20 protein-coding genes are annotated in these 19939 nt (G+C 57.5%); 7 read left to right on the forward strand and 13 right to left on the reverse strand.

Features of this window, described 5'->3' with window-relative positions; genetic code table 11:
• Positions 1-50 precede the first annotated feature (50 nt).
• Entirely contained in the window at positions 51-761 is a 711-nt protein-coding gene (locus tag QKE52_RS08480) for a GAP family protein (RefSeq protein WP_347948561.1), read from the reverse strand.
• 181 nt (positions 762-942) lie between these two features.
• On the opposite strand from QKE52_RS08480, the gene QKE52_RS08485 reads away from it, so the two are divergent.
• A complete protein-coding gene (locus QKE52_RS08485) occupies positions 943-1554 on the forward strand; it encodes a TetR family transcriptional regulator C-terminal domain-containing protein (RefSeq protein ID WP_347948562.1) in 612 nt (203 codons plus the stop codon).
• Between the two features lie 102 nt (positions 1555-1656).
• Here the strand turns inward: QKE52_RS08485 and QKE52_RS08490 are convergent, their stop codons facing one another.
• Genes QKE52_RS08490 through QKE52_RS08510 form a run of 5 tightly spaced genes read right to left on the reverse strand, consistent with a single transcriptional unit; the run spans position 1657 to position 7708 of the window.
• Complete coding sequence (locus tag QKE52_RS08490) at positions 1657-2139, reverse strand: DUF664 domain-containing protein (RefSeq protein WP_347948563.1); 483 nt, start codon at positions 2137-2139, stop codon at positions 1657-1659.
• An 18-nt stretch (positions 2140-2157) separates the two neighbouring features.
• Positions 2158-3288 carry a pyridoxal phosphate-dependent aminotransferase gene (locus QKE52_RS08495; protein WP_347948565.1) on the reverse strand — a complete coding sequence of 377 codons (1131 nt, stop codon included), beginning with the start codon at positions 3286-3288 and terminating at the stop codon, positions 2158-2160.
• A complete protein-coding gene (locus QKE52_RS08500) occupies positions 3289-3927 on the reverse strand; it encodes a DUF3239 domain-containing protein (protein WP_347948566.1) in 639 nt (212 codons plus the stop codon).
• Between the two features lie 4 nt (positions 3928-3931).
• Positions 3932-5569 carry a DNA repair helicase XPB gene (locus tag QKE52_RS08505; RefSeq protein WP_347948567.1) on the reverse strand — a complete coding sequence of 546 codons (1638 nt, stop codon included), beginning with the start codon at positions 5567-5569 and terminating at the stop codon, positions 3932-3934.
• A gap of 36 nt (positions 5570-5605) precedes the next feature.
• Positions 5606-7708, reverse strand: a complete 2103-nt coding sequence (locus QKE52_RS08510; protein ID WP_347948568.1) for a helicase-associated domain-containing protein — start codon at positions 7706-7708, stop codon at positions 5606-5608.
• A 100-nt stretch (positions 7709-7808) separates the two neighbouring features.
• Here QKE52_RS08510 and QKE52_RS08515 point away from each other — a divergent pair, with 100 nt between their 5' ends.
• A complete protein-coding gene (locus tag QKE52_RS08515; RefSeq protein WP_010187772.1) occupies positions 7809-7994 on the forward strand; it encodes a hypothetical protein in 186 nt (61 codons plus the stop codon).
• A gap of 129 nt (positions 7995-8123) precedes the next feature.
• On the opposite strand, the gene QKE52_RS08520 is transcribed toward QKE52_RS08515, so the two are convergent.
• The gene (locus QKE52_RS08520) at positions 8124-8726 is read right to left on the reverse strand and encodes a TetR/AcrR family transcriptional regulator (RefSeq protein ID WP_305137953.1); all 603 of its coding nucleotides are present in this window, start codon (positions 8724-8726) and stop codon (positions 8124-8126) included.
• Positions 8727-8837: 111 nt separating this feature from the next.
• On the opposite strand from QKE52_RS08520, the gene QKE52_RS08525 reads away from it, so the two are divergent.
• Positions 8838-9767, forward strand: a complete 930-nt coding sequence (locus QKE52_RS08525; protein WP_347948569.1) for an ABC transporter permease — start codon at positions 8838-8840, stop codon at positions 9765-9767.
• A gap of 57 nt (positions 9768-9824) precedes the next feature.
• Here the strand turns inward: QKE52_RS08525 and QKE52_RS08530 are convergent, their stop codons facing one another.
• From QKE52_RS08530 to QKE52_RS08545, 4 genes are all read right to left on the reverse strand, one after another.
• Positions 9825-10973 (reverse strand): M20 family metallopeptidase, encoded by a 1149-nt coding sequence (locus QKE52_RS08530; protein WP_144013393.1) that lies wholly within the window; start codon positions 10971-10973, stop codon positions 9825-9827.
• Complete coding sequence (locus QKE52_RS08535; protein WP_070679528.1) at positions 10966-11634, reverse strand: DUF1028 domain-containing protein; 669 nt, start codon at positions 11632-11634, stop codon at positions 10966-10968. Before QKE52_RS08535 ends, QKE52_RS08530 begins: the two co-directional genes overlap by 8 nt.
• Before the next feature lie 79 nt (positions 11635-11713).
• Complete coding sequence (locus QKE52_RS08540; protein ID WP_070679525.1) at positions 11714-12127, reverse strand: RidA family protein; 414 nt, start codon at positions 12125-12127, stop codon at positions 11714-11716.
• A gap of 41 nt (positions 12128-12168) precedes the next feature.
• On the reverse strand, positions 12169-13422 hold the full coding sequence (locus QKE52_RS08545) for an NAD(P)/FAD-dependent oxidoreductase (protein WP_070679522.1): 1254 nt from the start codon (positions 13420-13422) through the stop codon (positions 12169-12171).
• 229 nt (positions 13423-13651) lie between these two features.
• Here QKE52_RS08545 and QKE52_RS08550 point away from each other — a divergent pair, with 229 nt between their 5' ends.
• From QKE52_RS08550 to QKE52_RS08560, 3 genes are all read left to right on the forward strand, one after another.
• On the forward strand, positions 13652-14563 hold the full coding sequence (locus QKE52_RS08550) for a LysR family transcriptional regulator (protein WP_070679520.1): 912 nt from the start codon (positions 13652-13654) through the stop codon (positions 14561-14563).
• A gap of 257 nt (positions 14564-14820) precedes the next feature.
• On the forward strand, positions 14821-16176 hold the full coding sequence (locus QKE52_RS08555; RefSeq protein WP_070679517.1) for an MFS transporter: 1356 nt from the start codon (positions 14821-14823) through the stop codon (positions 16174-16176).
• A gap of 100 nt (positions 16177-16276) precedes the next feature.
• Complete coding sequence (locus tag QKE52_RS08560) at positions 16277-17200, forward strand: LysR family transcriptional regulator (protein WP_083318710.1); 924 nt, start codon at positions 16277-16279, stop codon at positions 17198-17200.
• 418 nt (positions 17201-17618) lie between these two features.
• Here the strand turns inward: QKE52_RS08560 and QKE52_RS08565 are convergent, their stop codons facing one another.
• Complete coding sequence (locus QKE52_RS08565; protein ID WP_070517010.1) at positions 17619-18281, reverse strand: resuscitation-promoting factor Rpf1 domain-containing protein; 663 nt, start codon at positions 18279-18281, stop codon at positions 17619-17621.
• A 526-nt stretch (positions 18282-18807) separates the two neighbouring features.
• On the opposite strand from QKE52_RS08565, the gene QKE52_RS08570 reads away from it, so the two are divergent.
• A complete protein-coding gene (locus QKE52_RS08570) occupies positions 18808-19188 on the forward strand; it encodes a cold shock domain-containing protein (protein WP_070517013.1) in 381 nt (126 codons plus the stop codon).
• Positions 19189-19332: 144 nt separating this feature from the next.
• On the opposite strand, the gene QKE52_RS08575 is transcribed toward QKE52_RS08570, so the two are convergent.
• A complete protein-coding gene (locus tag QKE52_RS08575) occupies positions 19333-19932 on the reverse strand; it encodes a DUF2771 domain-containing protein (protein WP_070545055.1) in 600 nt (199 codons plus the stop codon).
• Between the last annotated feature and the right edge of the window lie 7 nt (positions 19933-19939).

Below are 19939 nucleotides of genomic sequence, written 5' to 3' on the forward strand. Positions count from 1 at the left end.
CAGGAAGGGGCTCTTCAATCGGCGCTATCGCTCAACGTTCAACTTGGCACTCAACCGATCAATCCGAGCCCTTGTGCACTCGATGCCGCCATGTGGACTCCCACAATTGCCGCGATCCACAGCAACGTCACTTTCGCTTCATACTCCAGCCGACGGATGGCGCGCTCCAGACGGGGAAAAATAGCCGGCCCCGCTGCGCCTGCAATGGCAGCCATAAGAGTTGCCGGTAGGACCATGATGATGCAGTAACCCGCAATAAGCGCGACCTTGCCGCTAAACCCGAAAGACATAGACTGGATAATTCCCATTGCGCCCAGGTAAGGCAACATAGTCGCAGCCTCGACGACGGCAGCACCTAGCGCAAGCCCCACCATGCCGGTCGCACTCAGTGACGCGCCCCGTGCAAGGCGAGAAGCCCGACTCTTCGACACCTCGCCGTTGGTGGTCTGCGTGGCCGCGGGCTTTTTGGGGTTTGGCGAGAACACACCGAAGATGAAAAGCCCCGCGCCCAGAACAAGCGTCACCCACTGGAACCAATCAGTCTCGCTTACGCCAGAAAGTCTCGATACTGCCGCATCGAACCCTAATAGAAGCGCAATACCAAGGCCGCAGTAGGCCGTGGCGATCGTAGCGAGATAGGTGCCCAATAGGCCTAAACGTACTCGTCGCCAGATAACAATCAGTGCAATAGGAATGACAAGGGTTCCTGCACTCAAACTATCTACGAGTGCAAGGCCAGCAAGGGGAAGGAAGTCTGACATGGAATTCTCCAGTAGTCGGGTGTTTGCGGGAGTTTGACCTTAGATTCGCAAGAGGCCTCAATCCAGCGTCGTACGTTTGTATTAATAGCGGGCTTGGTACGATTGTACGAGGCGCAATGCGCGAGTGCAACTACACTTATGAATGGCTCATCGCATCTGAGCTACGCAAGATTGGAGCTCCATGTCCGTTGATCGCAACACACCCATCACCGGCACCGCCGCAGTGATCGCTGATGCTGCCATTCGAGTGATGGTCAGCCAGGGTCTCGATGCCCTGAGCGTGCGCAACGTCGCCACTGAGGCTGGCGTCGCGCCTGGGACTGTCCAGTACCAGATGGGTAAACGGGACGACATCATCGCGAAAGCTTTTGTCAGGTCGTTGCAGCGCCAGGAGTCGCGGGCCCTTACTCAAACCGATGCGACGGATTTTCACGCGGCGTTCCACGGTCGCCTGGCTGAACTCTTGCCAATTGGACCTGTCCAGCGCGAGGATTCCGCTGTGTGGGTCATAGTGGGAGCTGCTGCCTCGACGCGCGAATGGCTGGCTGACTTATACGACGCCGAGGTGACGAAGTTTCGGGCGCGCGTGTCTGAAGGTCTCGAAGCAGCGCAACGTTTCGGAAAGCTGGCCCGAGGACTGTCTCCTGAGCAAGGTGCTCGCCTTGTCACTGCGCTGGTCAACGGGCTGACGATTGACTACCTCAATGCTCCTGTGGACTCGTCGAAGCAGTTGTTGGCAGACCTTGCTTCGGGACTCGCGCTGATTGTAGAACCCGGTTCTCCTAAAGACTAGGACGGTACTGGGGCTGGAAGTGCAGCATACCCCTTCATTCTCAGGAAGTCCTCCAACCCATGTCAGCGCGGAGGCACTGTGCCAGTCACCGGCGTGTGGATGTTAATCGACGGGTGAAAGCTCGAGTATCTCGCAAACCGCATCCATGTGTCCGGCGTGCCTGGATACTTCGGCCAGTAGGTGGGACAACACCCAGTCGACAGTGGGGTGCCTGCCGTCCTCGTCAGCTTGGGATGCAGGCTCTCCCGGTGGATACGTTGCAAGCAAAGACAAGGCATCTTCCCACTCCTGTCGAAGGGCATCGACGAAGGTCTCGACCGTGACCTCGGGATCCGCGTTCCAGTCTGCATGTGGAGAGTCATCGGTCCACGGGACCGGAAGATCAGCGCCTACCACAACATTTGCGATCCAAAACCGGATGACGTACCGCTGATGGTTCAGAAGCCCCGCAACGGTCCAGCGACTACGAAGGGGAACGTGTGTCACGCCTGAGCGATCTACCTGAATGGCCATGTCGACGATCGAGTCGAGTTGGCGCTGGATCTGATCAGTCAGCTCGGAATAGGACTTTGGTGTGGTGGGCATGTGCAGGAGCCTGAATTCTTAGGACTCTGCAGTTAGACGCCGCACGGCCTCGCGGATGACCTCGGGGCGCTTGCAGAAGGCAAAGCGCACCTTGTGCTGCCACGGTTCCGGGTTGTCCGTGAAGGCGGCCAGCGGGATGGCGGCTACGCCCTTTGTTTCGGGCAGCTGCATGCAGAAATCGATGCCGTGTAAACCGGTAGAGGAGATATCGGCAACCACGTAGTAGGTGCCGCCGGTGTCATGCACGTGGAAGCCAAGCTGCTTGAGGCCCTCCACAAGGATGCTGCGGCACTCTGCAAGCTCAGACACCATGCCGTCCAGCCATTCCTGTTCATAGCGCAGGGCATGGGCCACGGCCGGCTGGAAGGGCGTGGTGGAGACGAAGGTGGTGAATTGCTTGGCTTTGATGACGCCGTCGAGAAGCTTAGGCTCCGCGATGGCCCAGCCGGTCTTCCACCCAGTGCAGTTGAAAGACTTGGCGGCAGATGACACCGTGACGGTGCGCTCAGCCATTCCCGGCAGGGAGGCGATGCTGACGTGCTTGGCGGTGCCGAAGGTGAGGTTTTCGTAGACCTCGTCAGCTAATACGAGGAGGTCCTCCTCCACGCAGAGCTCGGCGAGCTCGGTGAGTGCTTCGCGGGAAAAGACCGAGCCGGTCGGGTTGTGCGGGGTGTTGATGATGACCATGGCGGTCTTGTCCTTGATGGCTGCGCGCACGGCATCGACGTCGATGTCCCAGCTGTTGCCGGATTCTTTCAAGGGGACGGGGACGCGGGTGGCGTCGGCAAGCGCGATGGCGGCGATGTAGGCGTCGTAGTAAGGCTCGAGGACGATGACCTCCTGGCCGGGTTCCACGAGGCCTAGGACGGTGGCGGTGATGGCCTCGGTAGCACCGGCAGTGACCACGACGTGATCCTGCGGCACGGAGTAGGTCTCTGCGATGGCGCTGAGCAGCTCTGGGACCCCGCGCAGGGGAGCGTACTGGTTGTTGCCGCCGGCGATGTTCTCCTGGGCAATCTCCAGCATGCGCTGTGGGCCATCGCTATCGGGGAAACCCTGGCCCAGGTTCACCGCGTCATTCTCCACCGCAAGGGCGGTCATGGTGGCGAAGATGGTCTCGCCAAATTCTTGTAGTCTCTCAACAGTCATTTAGAGCACCAGTAGATCGTATTTTGTAGCCTTCACATCGGTCAGACGCTTGCGTGCGCGCTCGAGGCGCTGCCACTGATCCTCCGGAATGGACTTGCGGGCAATCGTCACGGTCTCCGCATCCGGGGTGCCCCAGGCAATCGGCATGGGAGTGATCTGCTGCCAGTGGTCTTTATCGCTTGAGCTGCGCTGGCCGGAGACCGCGGCCACCGGGACCTTGGTGCCCACGGTGCGCTTGATACCCGGGATACTGGTGACCGTGCGCAGGCACGCGCCCCACCGCGGCGGTGCCTTCGGGTCAACGTTGGTATTTACCAAAGCCATGAGGACCATGTCGCGCTCGTTGACCTCCGCGACGACCGCGGGGGCTAGCGGATAGGAGTCGTAGAGCTTCTGGGCCGAGCCAACCTTGCTCGAAGCCAAGACACCGATGACGGCGCAAAAGATGCCGAAGAGCGCCATGCCTACCGCCAGAGTGATGCGCCAGACGGGGTCGATTCCGAAATAGACGGCAATCGCGCCGAGAATAAGCACGAGGCCCATGACGAGGCCAGAGTTGCGCAGGCGCGAGGAATCGCGGAGGAGCTCGTTGTTCTTCTTGGCAAAGTCTTCGTTGACTTCAAACTTGAAAATCTTCATCAGCTCACAAGTCTACTTCGTCCACCAGCCGGTAGGCATAACCTTGCTCGGCCAAAAAGCGCTGGCGGTGCATCGCGTATTCCGCGTCGATCGACTCGCGCGCCACCAGAGTGTAGAAGGTGGCCTCCTGCCCGTCCTTCTTCGGGCGCAGCAGGCGGCCTAGGCGCTGGGCTTCCTCCTGGCGTGAGCCGAAGGTGCCGGAGACCTGGATGGCCAGGGCGGCCTCGGGCAGGTCGATGGAGAAGTTCGCCACCTTGGACACCACCAGGGTGGGAAGCTCGCCCTCGCGGAATTGCTGGAAAAGCTTCTCACGTTTGGCGGTGGAAGTCTTGCCGTCAATGACCGGTGCGTTGAGGTGCTCACCGAGCTCCTCCAGCTGGTCCACGTAGGCGCCGATGATCAGAGCCTGCTGGCCTGCATGCTTTTTCAGCAGCTTGTCGACGGCCCGCAGCTTCGCGCTTGCCGACGCCGCAATCCTGTACCTCTCCCGCGCTTGTGCGGTGGCATAGAGCAGGCGCTCCTCCTGCGTCATGTCTACGCGCACCTCGACGCAGTCCGCGGTGGCGATATAGCCGGCGGATTCCAGTTCTTTCCACGGTGCGTCATAACGCTTGGGGCCGATGAGCGAAAAGACATCGCCCTCGCGGCCGTCCTCGCGGATGAGCGTGGCGGTCAGCCCCAAGCGGCGGCGCGATTGCAGGTCGGAGGTCATACGGAAAACTGGAGCGGGCAAGAGGTGGACTTCGTCGTAGATGATAAGGCCCCAGTCGTGGGAATCGAAGAGCTCGAGCGCGCGGTATTCGCCCTTGGTCTTGCGCGTGACCACTTGGTAGGTGGCGATGGTGATGGGCTTGATCTCTTTCTTCTCACCCGAGTACTCACCAATTTCCTCCGGCATCAGGCTGGTGCGGCGCAATAGTTCATCGCGCCATTGGCGCCCGGCCACGGTGTTGGTCACCAGGATGAGCGTGGTGGCCTGTGCTTTGGCCATGGCGGCAGCACCCACGATGGTTTTGCCCGCGCCACAGGGCAGGACCACGATGCCGGAGCCACCGGACCAGAAGGATTCGGCGGCATACTGCTGATAATCCCGAAGCTCCCAGTCCACCTCCTCCGTGCTCAGCGCGATGGGGTGGGATTCGCCGTCGACGTAGCCGGCGCGGTCATCGGCGGGCCAGCTGGCTTTGAGCAGCTCTTGTTTGAGCCGCCCGCGTGCGGATGGCGGTACGGCGATGGTGTTGTCGTCAATGCGCGGGCCCAGAAGCTCGCTGACTTTCTTGGTGCGCGTGAGCTCCTCTAGGATGACGGGCTCGTCCGATTCGAGGATGAGACCGTGGGCTGGGTGGGCCAGCAGGCGCACGCGGCCGTAGCGCGACATGGTCTCGGCGACGTCGATCAGCAGCGCCTGCGGCACCGGGAAGCGGGAGTAGTTCTCCAGAACGTCGACGACTTGCTCGGCATCGTGCCCGGCGGCGCGGGCATTCCACAGGGCTAGTGGGGTGATGCGGTAGGTGTGAATGTGCTCGGGCGCGCGCTCCAGCTCGGCAAAAGGCGCGAGGGCTGCGCGTGCCTCGTTGGCTTGCGGGTGATCCACCTCGAGGAGGACGGTCTTGTCCGATTGGACGATGAGTGGTCCGGGCATGATGAGGCCTTTCTACTCTGGGCGTCAGGGAAAGATTTAATCCCTGTCGGCAAAGCGGACGGAGGAAATGCGGTGAACTGGGAAGCGCACGGGTTTGCCCGCTGAGCCTAGGGCATCAATGTAGCCGCCCTCAACGGAGAGTGGTGTCACGGTCACGGTGCGGATATCGCCGCTCTTATCGGCATAGGAAATCACGATATCGGCGTGGAAGCGCGCGGCAGCGCGTGCGAGTGTGAGGGGATCCGGCTCCTCTTCCTTCTGCGCGCTGGGATTCTGCGCTGATGTCCGCAAGGCCTGCACAGCGTCATCCACCGAGGCGGGCGCGCGCTTGCGGGGCTTCGTACGAGGCGTGGGCAAAAGGTAAGGCTCGGGGGCGACGGTAAGGGAAGCGCCGGATTCATCCTCCGGGGTGGGGGATAGGCCCTTGGCGCGCAGCTTCTCCAGCAGCTCGCCCACGCGCAGCTGCGAGACAGCCACGGTGGGCGCGAGCAGGCGCAGGCCGGGGACTGAGGCAACGGCGAGCTCCAAGAGTGCGGGGTCCTCGCTGCGCAGGTAGGAGAGCGCAGGACCACTGCGGAGGGTGCCATGGCGCTTGGCGACGTCCCCGATGGCAAACTCCAACGCCTGCGGCACGCCCGTCGGGGAATGCTTTTCCAAGAAGTCGGTCATTTCCTGGGCGGTGAGGCCCTGGTCCATGCCGCGGCGGATGGTGGACTCACTGATGCGGTACACGCTGGCTAGGCCCGGGGATTCGAGGTCCGCCAGGGATGCGAGGGTGCGGTGTGCGTCTGGCTCAAGGGGGCCGGGCACGAGGACGGTGAGGTCCTGCTGGATGATGAACTCGCTGACCGTCTCAGGAACGAGGTTGGTGGCCGCGGTGGAATCTCCCAGCACGCGGGTGGCCCTGCCCAAAGCTATGGCGCCGATCCATTCGGCTTCGGCGCGCAGCTTCTCGATGGTCAGCGTGCGCGTGTGGCTAGCAAAGAGCGGGGAGCGAAAGCGTAGGTCCTCCCAGAACTCCTCGTCGTCCAGCGCGACTGCGGAGTGCGCATAGACGCCGAGGACGAAGGCTCGAAAGCGCGGCAGGCGGCGCACAATACTGTCGTCTGCGAGGACCCGAGCGTCGCTCCAACTAGCCCAGGGGGAGGTGCGCCAGGCGTCGAGAAGAATGCGCCACTTCTCCCCGAGATCGGCCTCGAGCCAGTCTTGGGAGCCAGTGGTGGGCGCGAGGAAGTGGCCCTCCATGCCATCCGGCTCGCCGCGGTGGAGAAGCCTAGCGTGGTGGCCCAAGCAGATGAGTCGCGCGACCTCCTCCTTCTCCAGAGCGAGATCCTTGGCCAGCTGGTTGAGGGGGCGAACGCCGACCGAAGAATCCTTGAGCAGCGCTACCGGATGGCTTCCAAGCAACTCGATGAGCCGCTCCATGCCGCGCACGGCTTCCAGGCCAGCTGCGGCACCGGCGTCGTCCGCCTTGGTATCCGGCTCCGGAGTTCCGGCGCGCCCCGAGGGGGTGGTGGGAATGGGCGGGGTGGTGTCACCGGCCAGCAGGCGGGCAAGCGAGTGCGGCAGGCGCACCGAGTGTGCGTTGATGCGCTCCAGGAAACCTTTGGCCAGCAGGCGCTTGGCGGGATCCTCGGAGTTGATGTCTGGCTCGGTGTCGGTGGTATAGCCCATGCCGTCGCTTTTTCTTAGGGCATCGAGGACTCGGCGCTCTTCGGGAGCAAGCGTGGCTAGGTCCTTTTCATTGAACTCGACTTGGTTGCGCAGCGACCAACCGGTGGGAAGCGAGCCCATGACGGTGGTGACGATGCGCACCTGCGGGGCATCGCCGAAGACGAGGCCGCGCTCCTTGAGCTGCCGTGTTACTTCAGGGTTGGTGTCTTCCACCATGTTGACCTCGCCGCCGCGGTGGGCGATGTCCTCCAAGGCAGCTAGCTGCTCGGCATTGCTTGCTGCTAAGGCATCCGCGACGTGCATCGGAAGTGTCAGACGCGAGGCCAGCGCGTCGAAGTCCTTCGGTGCGGGGGAGAGAACATCGCTGCGGTTGCTCAGTAGGGCGCGTAGGTCCTCATCGGGCAACTGGCTGAGCCAGTCGCGGTAGCTCTCAGTGACGCGGGCGCGGTTGGAGGGGGTGGTCATAATGGCGATCAAGCTTAGTAGTTAGTAGGCGGGGGAGGTATGGGGCCCTCGTTGGGTGAATAAGTTACTTTTTGCCGCGGGGTTTGGAATAATAAGGAGCATGTCGAACGAGAACAAAGGCTTCGTATCCCCGGCTTGGCCGAAGAACAGCCCCCGCGAGCACGCTATTACTGAACTTACTGCACCTTTTGCTGGTGCTTCCAGCCCGTACGGTGACGACCTGATTCTGCCGATGCCGGCAGAAAAGCTCAACTACGTTCACCCGTACACCCGCATCAACCGCTAAGTAGGCGCGCAGAAAACTGCGCTTCACTTAGCGGATGCGTTGAGCCCGACCGGCTTGCTTTCAGCCCCTCCGAGAATGTTCTCCTCGGTGGGGCTATACGTGTTTGCGCTGAATGCTTTTGTTCCGGCGTTAGTCGGCACGGGCTTGGGTTTTAAAGCCGTCGAGCAGGGTATCGATGAGTCGGGTTTGAATTTCTGAAAGACGTTCGATGTTTGCCAGTGCTCCGGGCGCCGGGCGGGTGATGAGACCGATATCGATGTGGAGTTCGAGCGGGGTGAGGGACTCGGGGCAGAGGCCCGCTTGTCGCGCGGGTTCGATAATCGGTTGGTAGATCGACTTCAGTTCAGCTGTGCGTTGAGCGGCGACCTTCTGCACGTCATTGTCTGAGAATGAGGCAGTATTCACCTCGGCTGCCGCTGCTTGAACAACCGCGGCGAAGTTAAGGCTGGCGATCCGATGAATAATATCGCGCCAGGTGCCTTCGGGATCCTCGTCGAAACCTTGTAGGTGGCTGTCCACCTCTTCTTTGATGTGTGCTACCTCCGCGCCGGTGACGGCATCGATGAGGGAGAGCCGTTCGGGGAAGTGGCGTGAGACCGTGGCAACGCCCACGCCGGCCTTCTTGGCGATGGAGCGCATGGACGCGCCCGGTCCCTCGCTGATGAGCAGCTGCCTGGCTGCTGCGACGATGGCCTGCTTGTTTTCTGCTGCATCTTGTCTCACAGCTTGCATCATATCAAACGGAACACTATGCTCCACTTTGTAAGTGAAACACCCTGTTCCGTTTGGAGGTTAGAAGTGTCAGCGGTGAAAAGTCAGGAAGGAAAGCAGCCATCGGTTGCTGTGAAATCGATAGTTGCCATTGTGGGGATCCCCGTCGTCATCGGCCTTATGCTGTGGGCGTTTTTGGCGCCCACCTTTGCGTCGGGTCCGGCTGGCGTTCCGGTTGCCATTTCGGCGCCGGAGCCCATGCTCGAAGGCATCTCGCAGAAGATTGAGAGTGCGGCGGGGGATGAGGCCCCGGAGATCGTCGTGAAGCACAGCGAGGCCGAGGTGCGCGACGCGGTGTTGCAGCGTGAAGCTGTTGGTGGACTGGTCATCTCCCCGCAGGGCGCGAGTGCGTTCACCGCTGCGGGAAATGGTGCTCCCTACGTGACGATGATTGATGGCCTCGCTGGCCAGCTTGAAGCACAAGGAATGTCCGTGGAGAAGCAGGAGCTTGCGCCGACGACTGCGGAGGACCCGCAGGCGAGCGGTATCGCACTGCTGGGCCTGCCGCTGGCCTTTGGCGGGATTATTTCCGCTGTTATTGCCACCTTTGCATTCCGCGGAAAGAAGTGGGCCAAGCTAGGGGTGCTTGTCGGCATTGCGCTACTAGGCGCGCTCGTTGCCACGTGGATGCTGCACTCCGTCTATGGAACCCTCGGTGGCAGCTTCGCTGCCGAGTGGATGGCTATCGCGGCGGACATTCTGGCAACGTCGGTGGTGACCGCTGGTCTCGCGGGTCTGATGGGTGCGGCTGGTATCGGAATCGGCGCTGTGCTGACTATCTTCTTGGCGAACCCGCTGTCGGGGCTGGCAACCGGACCGTGGCTGCTGCCTGCCGGGTGGTCGACGTTGGGGCAGTGGATGCCCATCGGTGCGACGGGGCATCTGGTCCGTTCGCTGTCCTTCTTCGACGGGCAGGGCTTTGGCCATGCGTGGTGGTCGTTGGGTCTGTGGATCGTTGTTGGCCTGGTGCTGTTGGTCTGTGACCGGTCACGAGCTAGGTGAAGAACCCAAACTGATTGAGAAGGGTTCTTCTCCATAGCGTTCGCTTTGGAAATGCAATCAGTCGGAATGCTCCTCCAGCCAATCCAGGGCGACATCAATTCCCGTCCAAGCAAGAGCGATGGCGCCATCCGAAAGCGTTTGGTTAGCGACTTCGCCTACGCATGCATCGGCGAAAGCCTCTTGGTGGTTCAAAACAGGATAAGAACCCACACCGATATAAGGGTGTATCGCCCTAGTTATATGGGAGACGTTAGCAAAATCAGTTGAGGCTTGACTCATTAATGTTTCAGGCCCATCTGTGCGTAAGTCGCGGCCAAGAAGAAGGGCGTTTTTCTCGTAGTACTCAAGGCCCGCTTCATCCGTAACGAAGTCGGAATATGGTTTCGACTCATCGATGATGGAGACTTCGCAGCCGGTAGCAAGAGCCCCAGCTTTGAAACAGTTAATAACCTTTTGAGATGTAGCCTCCAGTTCCTCCATCGTTGACGCTCGTACGTACCAGCGCCCTTGTGTGCGGTGAGGAATAGCGTTTGGAGCATCACCACCTTTAGTGACAATCCCGTGCACACGCACAGTTGGGGGTAGCTGCTGCCGCAGTAAACCAATGGCAACTTCTGAGATTGTGAAAGCATCGGCAGCGTTGACACCTTGGGTGGGGTAGGAAGCCGCATGTGACGCATGGCCAGTGAAATTTACTTCCCAATGCAGAACGGCGAATGGCTTAGCCCTTACGACATCAACGGGGGCGGGGTGCGACATCATTGCAAAGTGCAGCCCATCGAAAGCGCCGCGGTCTAGCATCTCAACCTTCCCGCCCTTTCCTTCTTCTGCTGGAGTTCCGAAAATCTCTACTGAGAGATCCAGTTCTTCCGCGACCTCGGAAAGAGCGATACCAGCCCCGAGAGACATTGCAGCAATCAGATTATGGCCGCAGGCATGCCCAATACCTGGCAGTGCGTCGTATTCCGCCATGATCCCAATTCGCTTAGAACCCGAGCCTTTCACTGCATGAAATGATGTAGAGATTCCTACGTAATTATCTTCAACATCAAAGCCGCGTGAACGTAGGAAGTTTGCACATCGTTTAGATGACTCAACCTCCTCCCAAGCGATCTCGGGATTTTCATGGAGCCATTCAGAAAGCTCGATGAGTGAATTCAATTCCTCGTGGACAGCTTCGCGCGCCTTCTCTTTATACTTATTCATCGCCAGGCACCCCATAGGAAGGAGCGGTGTGCGGTGATTTTCCGCGTGTCACGTAGTCATCGCGTTGGGGCATCCAAATTTCGAGTAGCTTCTCAAGTTCATTAATCGGCGCATCAGACCAGTCCACCCGCAGGTCAGTTTCTATCCACCCAGCGTCACGAACGACGCCTAAACCAGCAGACTGAACTGGGCCAGCTTCACCGCCGGCCTCCAGCCCAGCGATCATCGTTTCAAGCAAACGATACTCAAGTTCACCGCTAGTGCTTTCAAATCGGTTAAGCATCTCGTCGATAACCTTTTCCGACGCGAGCATATTTCCGGCGATTACGCAGTTATCGCCAACAACCTGGTTGTGCGTACCGAGCGTGTGGACTCCAGAGTGAGAGAAACCTGGACCCTTCGCCGGAAGAATTGTGATTTGCCGGTAATCCAGCGTGGAGTCATTCTCCTTGAGCCAGTCAAACGCCTCTTGAGCTGTACTGCCATTTTCGAGTCGCCCCAAAATCGCCGGACCGAACCGTGGGTCGGTGATGTTTTGGGAAGACACCGCACCGATCCCGCTACGAAGATTAAGGCAGCGAGCAGCGACGGCCGGTGAAGAGGACGAAACAGCTTGGCCAATGGCGCCTGAGCTGTCGCGAGCAATAATTGAAAAAGTCATAAGCCTTCCAATGATTGAGGAGCCGGAGGGCGGTGAGAAGCGTCGTCGCCCCCGCAGGGCTCAGAATGGTTATCGAAATCTAGTTGTTATCTAGAACGGCTGTCGCATCAATTTCGACGAGCCATTCCGGGCGAGCCAATGCATCAACTACAAGTCCTGTAGAAACGGGGTACACGCCCTTAAGCCACCTACCCATTACGTTGTAAACGGCTTCGCGGTAGCGAATGTCTGTCAGGTAGACGGTGACCTTTACGATGTTCTCGAGACTTCCGCCTGCTTCTTTCATAAGCATGTCGATGTTTGCCATTGCCTTTTCGGCCTGTGCCTCGACGTCACCGATGCCGACAGATTCGCGAGTGTCTAGATCCTGGCCAATCTGGCCACGGAGGAAGACAATGTTGTTAGCGACCACTGCTTGGCACAGATCATTGGAGAGATTTTGTTCTGGGTAAGTGTCCTTCGTGTTGAAAGGACGGATTCGCGTGAACTTCATGGTGAAGCCTTTCTGTAGTTGGGATGATGAAAGTGAGGGACTCAGTCTTCGGGGTGGCGGTAATCGCGGTAGTTGCGCTGAATGTTGATTTGATCTGCGACGAACTTAGCGTCATGCCAGCAGCCCCAAATAAATGACGAGCCACGACGTGACTGCCACGGCAGTCCGACGAAGTAAACACCGTGCGCAGAGGAGACTCCACGGTTGTGAATCGGAGTACCTTGGCTATCGACGGCGTTTTCTACGTTCAGCCAGTTGTAATCGCGCCCATATCCGGTGGCCCAAAGGATGCTATTCACCCCATTGGCCTTTAGCTCGAGTTCCTGTAGCGGATTTGCTACGCATTCAGGATCCGGGCCCAAAATGTGGGCCTCGGGTTCTTCAGGGAGATCTAGCCCGTTCTGTTCAATGAATGCGTCTGCCTCCCGAAGGAGGGAAAGATAGTTTTCGTCTCCCTCATGGATATTGCGTGCGAGGTCTGCAGCAAACTTCATGCGACCGTTCTCATATGGTCCAGCGCGCCCTACGAGCGTGATTCCTTTAGCCGCGAGATCTCGGAAATCCACGGTGTGACCGCCCTTAGCGCCAGTAACTGAGATGGTGACATGTTCAGCGCCTTCCGCTGGTGTTGCCATATCCCACTTATCTAAGACACCGAGCCAGTAGACAAAATCGCGGTTTCGATACCGTCGTGGAGGGCGATCATGAGGACCTACGGCAAGGTAGACCTCCCGGCCCGCGTCGCGGAGCTCGTCTGCAATCTGAACGCCGGAAGACCCAGCACCAACAACGAGTACCCCGCCTTCGGGAAGATCCCCTGGGTTGTGGTAGTCGGATGAGTGGATTTGGAAGATTTCTTCTTGTGGGACTACGGCAGGGATTACGGGGACCTGAAATGCTCCAGTGGCAGCAACGACAAAGTCACAGTCATAGGTGTCCTCGGAAGTCTCCACAATGAATCCGTGACCGCCATCCTTACGAGTCACTTTGGTGACGGTTACTCCCTCCTTGACCGGTAGGTCGAAAAGCTCGGTGTACTTCACCATGTAGTCAGCGACTTCTTCTTTAGGGACGAAGCGTTCTTGGTCTCCCTCGAACTTCAACCCTGGGAAACGATCGTGCCAAGCGGGGCCATTTGCAACGAGAGAATCCCATCGTTCCGAGCGCCAGCGAGAAGCGATTTTGTCACGCTCAAGGACGATGTGGTCGATCCCGTGGGAGCGAAGATGTTCGCTAGTTGCAATGCCAGCTTGGCCAGCGCCGATAATGACGACTTCCTTTTTGATGTGAGGCATACAAAACTCCAACTGTAGGAATACTGAGGCTGGACCACGGTCATAAAGGTAAAGTGCAGCACACTGTTCGGAAAGTGTGATCCAGATATCAATAGTCTGTTGTGGAGGAGCGGGTTAAGCAAGTACCTTCTACGTACAAAGTTCATCAATTATTCTGATGATAGGCATGACCTGTACTTTTGCGATGGGGAGTGCTGTTTTGGGTATTTGATGGGTGAAGGAGCAGATAGTGGCAAAGACTGAATCGGCGATAACGCTGACGCAAATGCGTTACTTCGTGCGGGTGGCTGAGCTGAGGTCGATGAGTGCAGCTGCAGATGAGCTTTTTGTAGCTCCGTCCGCTGTGTCAATGGCTATCTCGCAGCTTGAGCAGGCTGTTGGAAGTCAGCTTCTGGTGCGACGTCGTTCAAAGGGAGTTGCCCTTACGGATCAGGGGCGAATTTTCTATCCGCATTGCCTAAGGGTCCTAACGGGGGTTAAGGACGCGGTTGATAGTGTGCGGACGGGCACTTTGGGAGGACGGTTGACGGCTGGATGCTTTACGACTCTCGCGCAGTTTTGGATTCCGGATATCGTAGAAGGGATTCATGCGAGCCATCCAGGGGTGGATGTTGATATTCGGGAGTGTGATGCGGACCAGTTGGAGGAAGCATTGTCACAGCGGAAAATTGAGGCTGCGCTTGCATATGACTTCGATTATGGCCGAGAGATTGAATTTATCCCAATGGGCACTGCGCCCCTTTATGCAGTTTTTGGGGATGGCCACCGCTTTGCTCAGGCGGAAAAAGTGGAACTGCCTTCGTTGGAGTCTGATCCTCTAGTGCTATTGGACTTGGGGAAATCGTCGAACTATTTCTTGTCCGCGTTTCGTGAAGCGGGGGTTGAACCGCTGGTGAGTTATAGATTCGAAAGCTTTGAGATTGTTAGATCTATGGTTGCAAGGGGGTATGGGTATTCCGTGCTTAATCAGTCGCCGGTGCATGACCTGACCAACGAAGGGCTGCATTTGAATCGTGTGCCGATAGTTGGGGCGGGGGAAGGGCTTCGGGTAGGGGTAATTAAGCGAAGGGGGGAAAATCTGTCGCTGAGGGCGGAATTGTTTGTTGACACCGTGCGATTGTTGCTGCAGGAGCGTCGATAGTTGCACTACTAAGAGTTCGGAGGGCTAAGTGGTCCAGTGAGCCTCTAGGGCTATTTGGCGAAGGTGTATTAGGAAAAGTGAAGGGGGTATCAAAAAATACCGATAGACTAAACGTCGGAGTTACCATACTGTGATCCGCAATACGCGCCAGTGTAAGGTGCATCACGTTGAAAGTATGGCTGGCGTCTTGTCACTCAGAGTTTCAATTGTGGTGTCCAATATGAATCTGGCGGTAGGCTCACGCAAAGGATTGGACAATGACGAACTCAATAGATCAAAGAAAAGCTGCGTCACCTCAAGAGCTACGGCGCAACACCATTGCCGGTGCAATCGGTGTCCTCGTCCACTGGTTCGACTGGGCTGTTTATGCCTATCTGGCGACTACGATTTCCCACGTATTTTTTCCCTCCGACAATGAAACGGCCAGCCTTCTCTCTGTATTTGCGGTCTTCGCGGTTGCTTTCTTCGTTCGGCCTCTTGGCTCCGTGATTTTTGGCCATATTGGCGACACGGTCGGGCGAAAGAAAACCCTCTCATTTGTCATCATTACGATGGCTGTGGGAACCCTCATGATCGGACTGATTCCATCCCATGAAACTATCGGTATTTGGGCTCCGATCTTGTTGATTGTCGCCCGGGTGATTCAAGGTATCGCGGCTGGAGGAGAATTCGGTTCTGCCGCATCGTTCCTTTCTGAATACTCGCCGCGCGAAAAGCGTGGTTTTGGAACCTCGTGGATTGAATTTGGCTCTGTTATGGGATTCCTTTTGGCTTCTATTGTGGTGGCCGGAATGCACTTGACGCTTTCCGATGAAGCAATTATGGCTTGGGGATGGCGAGTTCCATTCTTGCTGACTGTCCCCCTCGCAGCAGTGGGCCTTTGGATCAGACTGAAAATTGAAGACACGCCAGAATTTCAAACCCTGCAAGAGGAGGATATTGTTCCTGAGGCTCCTCTGAAAGAGGTATTTCAGAAAAACTCCAAGCAGTTTTTTCAAACAATTGGTATAGAGATTTTCATGAACTGTACGTTCTATGTGGTCATGGTTTATCTCATCACTTACCAAGAGACAGTTGCAGGCATTGAACCTGGTGTGGCTTCCATTTTGTCTGCGGTCGCTTCGATTGTTGCCGCGGCTATGATTCCACTAGCTGGAATTTGGTCCGACAAAATCGGACGAAAACCGGTAATGTTCACCGCTGCAGCATTGCTTATTGTATTGGCGTTCCCAATGTTCTTGCTTATGAAGCAGGGGACTGCGCTGGCAGGGTTTATCGCTACCTTTGGGCTTGCGGCATCTCTTGCGCTTATTCTTGGTACCCATTCGGCAACTGTATCCGAGCTTTTCCCAACACGTACCCGGCAATCAGGGCTATCGATGGCTTATTCAATTGCGGGAGCATTCTTTGCCGGCACCCTTCCGTACCTGAATACGTGGCTCATCGATGTCACTGGCAACGACATGATTCCGGCATACACGCTAATTGTGGTCGCGATAATTGGCGTGATTACTCTGCTTACAATTCCAGAGACGAAGGGTAGTGACCTCTTACACGAATCGGACCTGGCTGGCGCAAAGAGGAATAAAAAAGAGGCTCTTCTAGGGGAATAAACTGTCAATAATGCATCTCGCCCCCTAGGCGGGTGCGATTATACTTCGGGTAGAAGATTGCCACGATTGCAGGGTGACAGCATTTACGCACCCTGCAATTATGGCGTTGGAAGAAAGGTATTCGTTGGGTATTTCCTTTCGACAGCTCGAGTACTTTGACGCCGTCGCTGAAACTGGCAGTGTGACTGCGGCTGCTTCAAAACTATTTGTCTCACAATCGGCGATTTCGAGCGCAATCGGAGAGCTAGAGTCAAGCCTTAATGTCTCTTTGTTTATACGTCATCCTCGTGGGTTGTCTTTAAGTGCGGATGGTCTCGTAATTCTGAGACATGCAAAGGCTGCACTCGGTGTTGTCAGTGAAATCCAAAATGTTGCACGCCACTTGGGGCAGGAGATCTCGGGGTCTATTCGTCTCGGCTGCTATTCAACAATCGCGCCGCGTCTAGTTCCTCCTCTTGTAGAACTTTTGGAATCGAAGTATCCAGAATTGCGGTTATCCTTTGAGACCGGAGATCGTTCCAAGCTAATCGATGGCCTGCGGCGCGGAAACTTCGATGTCATCGTGATTTACGATTATAGTTTTGAGCAGGGGCTGAATGAAGTTGGAACGATTACTCAGCTAACGGCGGTTAAACCGTATGCCTTACTGCCTTCTGAACACCCTCTGGCAGGTTCCCCTTCTGTTTGGTTGGAGCAGTTGGTCGAGGACCGATTTATCCTTTTCGAATTGAAGCCAGCAGCACAGTATTTTCTGTCCTTGTTCGAGAAAGTCAAGTTAAAGCCAAAAGTTTGGTTTCGGACCGGAAGCAATGAAGTTATTCGAGGCATGGTAGCCCGCGGCCTGGGGTATTCTTTATTGACTCAATATTCGGAACACAGCTTTTCGCATGACGGGAATGCTTATGTTCAAAAGCAGCTTTCGAATGATTTTGAGGCGCTGCCTATCGTAGCGGTCACTTTGAAAGGGGGAGAAGAGCGGGCGAAAGTCGATGTATTTCTTTCGCTGCTTAAGGAACTCTATTGAGGGTTCAAATCCCAATAATATGGGGTTCTGACTTTCATTGTTTGCCAATTTTGCGGTGCATGAACGGACTAGGTGTGACTCTAAAAGTGCGGTGGAAATCTTTTTCTCTCGCTGGAAAATATAGAAAATTGGCCACCAAAGTAGCTTCTTATTCTGTATCAGGAGTCTAAGAAACTTCGCTGAATTGATATGCCTTAGCTAGGTAACTTTGCTCGAGGAAGGGCCGGATTAGCTGGGGTCTATTCCAAACGGGGTAATACAAGAAGCGGGCGCCATTTGGCGCCCGCTTCAAAGAAAACTGACCCCCTTGTAGGGGGTGATTCCGTCCTTGGAACGAGTAAACGGAGGGGGTCTGTTCACTTCCTGTTGAAGCGGCCCCTCTATCTGTGTGCCGTGCTTGCACGGCGCGGCGCGCTGCTTAGCGTGCAGCCAAAACCTGTGCCACCGGGTCGATGACGTGGCGGTTAGCGGAGTAGAAGGCGTTGAAGTCGTGGCGGTTGGCCTTGTACTGCTCGGTGAAGGAAGCCGGGACGGTCAGGCCGTACTGGGTAGCGGTGTCCTCGATGAGGGTGTAGAGGGCGTCGACAGCCAGCTCGTCGGTGGGCTCCTCGGCAGCTTCCTGGACAGCCTTCGGTGCCTCAGCCGGTGCCTGCGGCGCGGTCTCTTCCTTTACCTGAGTAGCGGCCGGTGCCGGGGTAGCGTTCACGTCGCGCGGGGTCGGTGCGGAGTTCAGGCCCAGGCTAGCGGAGCAAGCCGGCCATGCGCCCCAGCCCTGCTGTGCCAGGGTGCGCTCAGCGACAGCGATCTGCTGCTCGCGGGTAGCCAGGTTAGCGGTCGGAGCGAACTCGCCGCCGCCGAAGGCCTGCCAGGTCTGAGCGCTGAACTGCAGACCGCCGTGGTAGCCGTTGCCGGTGTTGATGGCCCAGTTGCCGCCGGACTCGCACTGTGCGAGGCGGTCCCAATCGGAATCCGGTGCAGCGGCAGCGTTCGGAGCCATGATGGCTGCGGCAGCGCCCACGGCAACGGTGGAAGCGGCAAACTTGGTGGCGATGGACTTGTTCTTAGCGGAGTGGCGTCCCATTAAAGTATTCCTTCTCTAGGTTGTTCTTGCTTTCTCGCGCCCAGATGATGCCCAGTCCGGCATGTAGTTTTGCAATTGATGTTCACGTTCATGCACATCATGTATGGCCGCCGTGTGGAAGCCCGGACTGTGTCTGGGGCGAGACTTCCACGACCGGCGGCCGAAGTGCCTGTGGGAAAGAGTAGCGGTTTATAACGAATCAGTCACGTTAAATGGCTCAAAACGATAACGGAAGCGGGGATTCCCCTACGTTTCCCCTGTTCGTGACGGGTGTGTTAGCTATGTCACACCTGTAACGGGTGTGGTGGTTGAGGCGATACCTATTCTTGGTTTCTTTGGTGGGGTGCGTGGAGGTTAAGATGTATCTCTTTATAAGTTCCACGGATAGTTCCTCCGCGCGGCAGCTTAAGTCACAACCACGCTTCGCCGCGCCTCCTTATCCCGGTATGCCGGTGCCTATCGGCAGGCAGGTGATACGGCCTAAGCTTTGGTAGAGGAGAGACGGAAAGAAAGTGAGTGAAGAACCATGCCTATCGGCAAAGTGAAGTGGTATGACGCGGACAAGGGCTTCGGCTTTGTCAGCAATCCCGGCGATGAAGACGTCTATGTTGGCCGTAACGTGCTGCCCAAGGGCGTTGATGAGCTGTACCAGGGCCAGCGCATCGAGTTCGATTTCGCCGCTGGTCGCCGTGGCCCGCAGGCGCTGCGCGTGAAGGTCCTTGATGCTCCGCGCCGCCGCACCCCGGCCCGCAAGCCGGAGGAGCTGTCGAGCATGCTTTCCGACGTCATGACGCTCCTCGAAACCCAAGTGCAGCCGGTGCTCAGCCAGGGTCGCTACCCGGAGCGCAAGACTGGTCGCCAGGTGGCGGAGATTCTGCGTGCTATTGCAAAGGATCTGGATAGCTAGGGGCCTACATTCTTAGGCCGATGACTGAAAAGTGCCCGACCTGCCAAAAGTACAGCTGATTTTGCAATGATCAGCCGTAAATTTGGCAGGTCGGGCACTTTGTCGATTGTAGCGGCGCGCGCTACATCGCGCGCCGCGGCGCGGCTACTTCTCCTCAGGAGCCTCTGCTGGAGATTCGGCGTCACCGGTGGCCTTGGATTCCTTGAGCTCTTCGTCGGTCATGGTGGATAGTGACCACACCGTGTGCATCGGGGTCTCTTCACCATTGGCATCGTGGCCAATCATGAGGGTGGAGATTTCCACGACCATCAGCTGCGGGCGCTCGCCGGTGGAAGCCTCAATCGGCGCGACGGAGCCGGGGATTTCGAGCGAGGTGGTTTCGTTGGCGCCGTGCGCAGTGCTGTCGTTGGCGGCTGGGTCATCGTAAATGGAGAGAACCGACCACTCGTGGTTATAGATGGCTTCGGGGATCTCCAGCTTCAGGGTGTCATCGGGCCCCACCGTGAGGTTGGGAACCTCGCCCTCCTCGCAGTCGGCGCCGGGCTCGCAGACGCTATAGGGCGCAACCTCCATCGTTTCATCACCCACCGTGGCCGTGATGGTGACGTCCTGCGGGTCGGGGCCCGGGCGGTCATTCCACCACTTCTGAAACATCACCACCGCCACGACGATCACCGCCACGGCGATAATGAGCGCCAGAAACTGCAGCAGTGACTTCTTCCTTGCTTGCTTCACGGTAGCCATGGGTGAG

This window comes from Corynebacterium sp. c25Ua_47 (genome assembly GCF_039907205.1).
Taxonomy (GTDB): domain Bacteria; phylum Actinomycetota; class Actinomycetes; order Mycobacteriales; family Mycobacteriaceae; genus Corynebacterium; species Corynebacterium hiratae.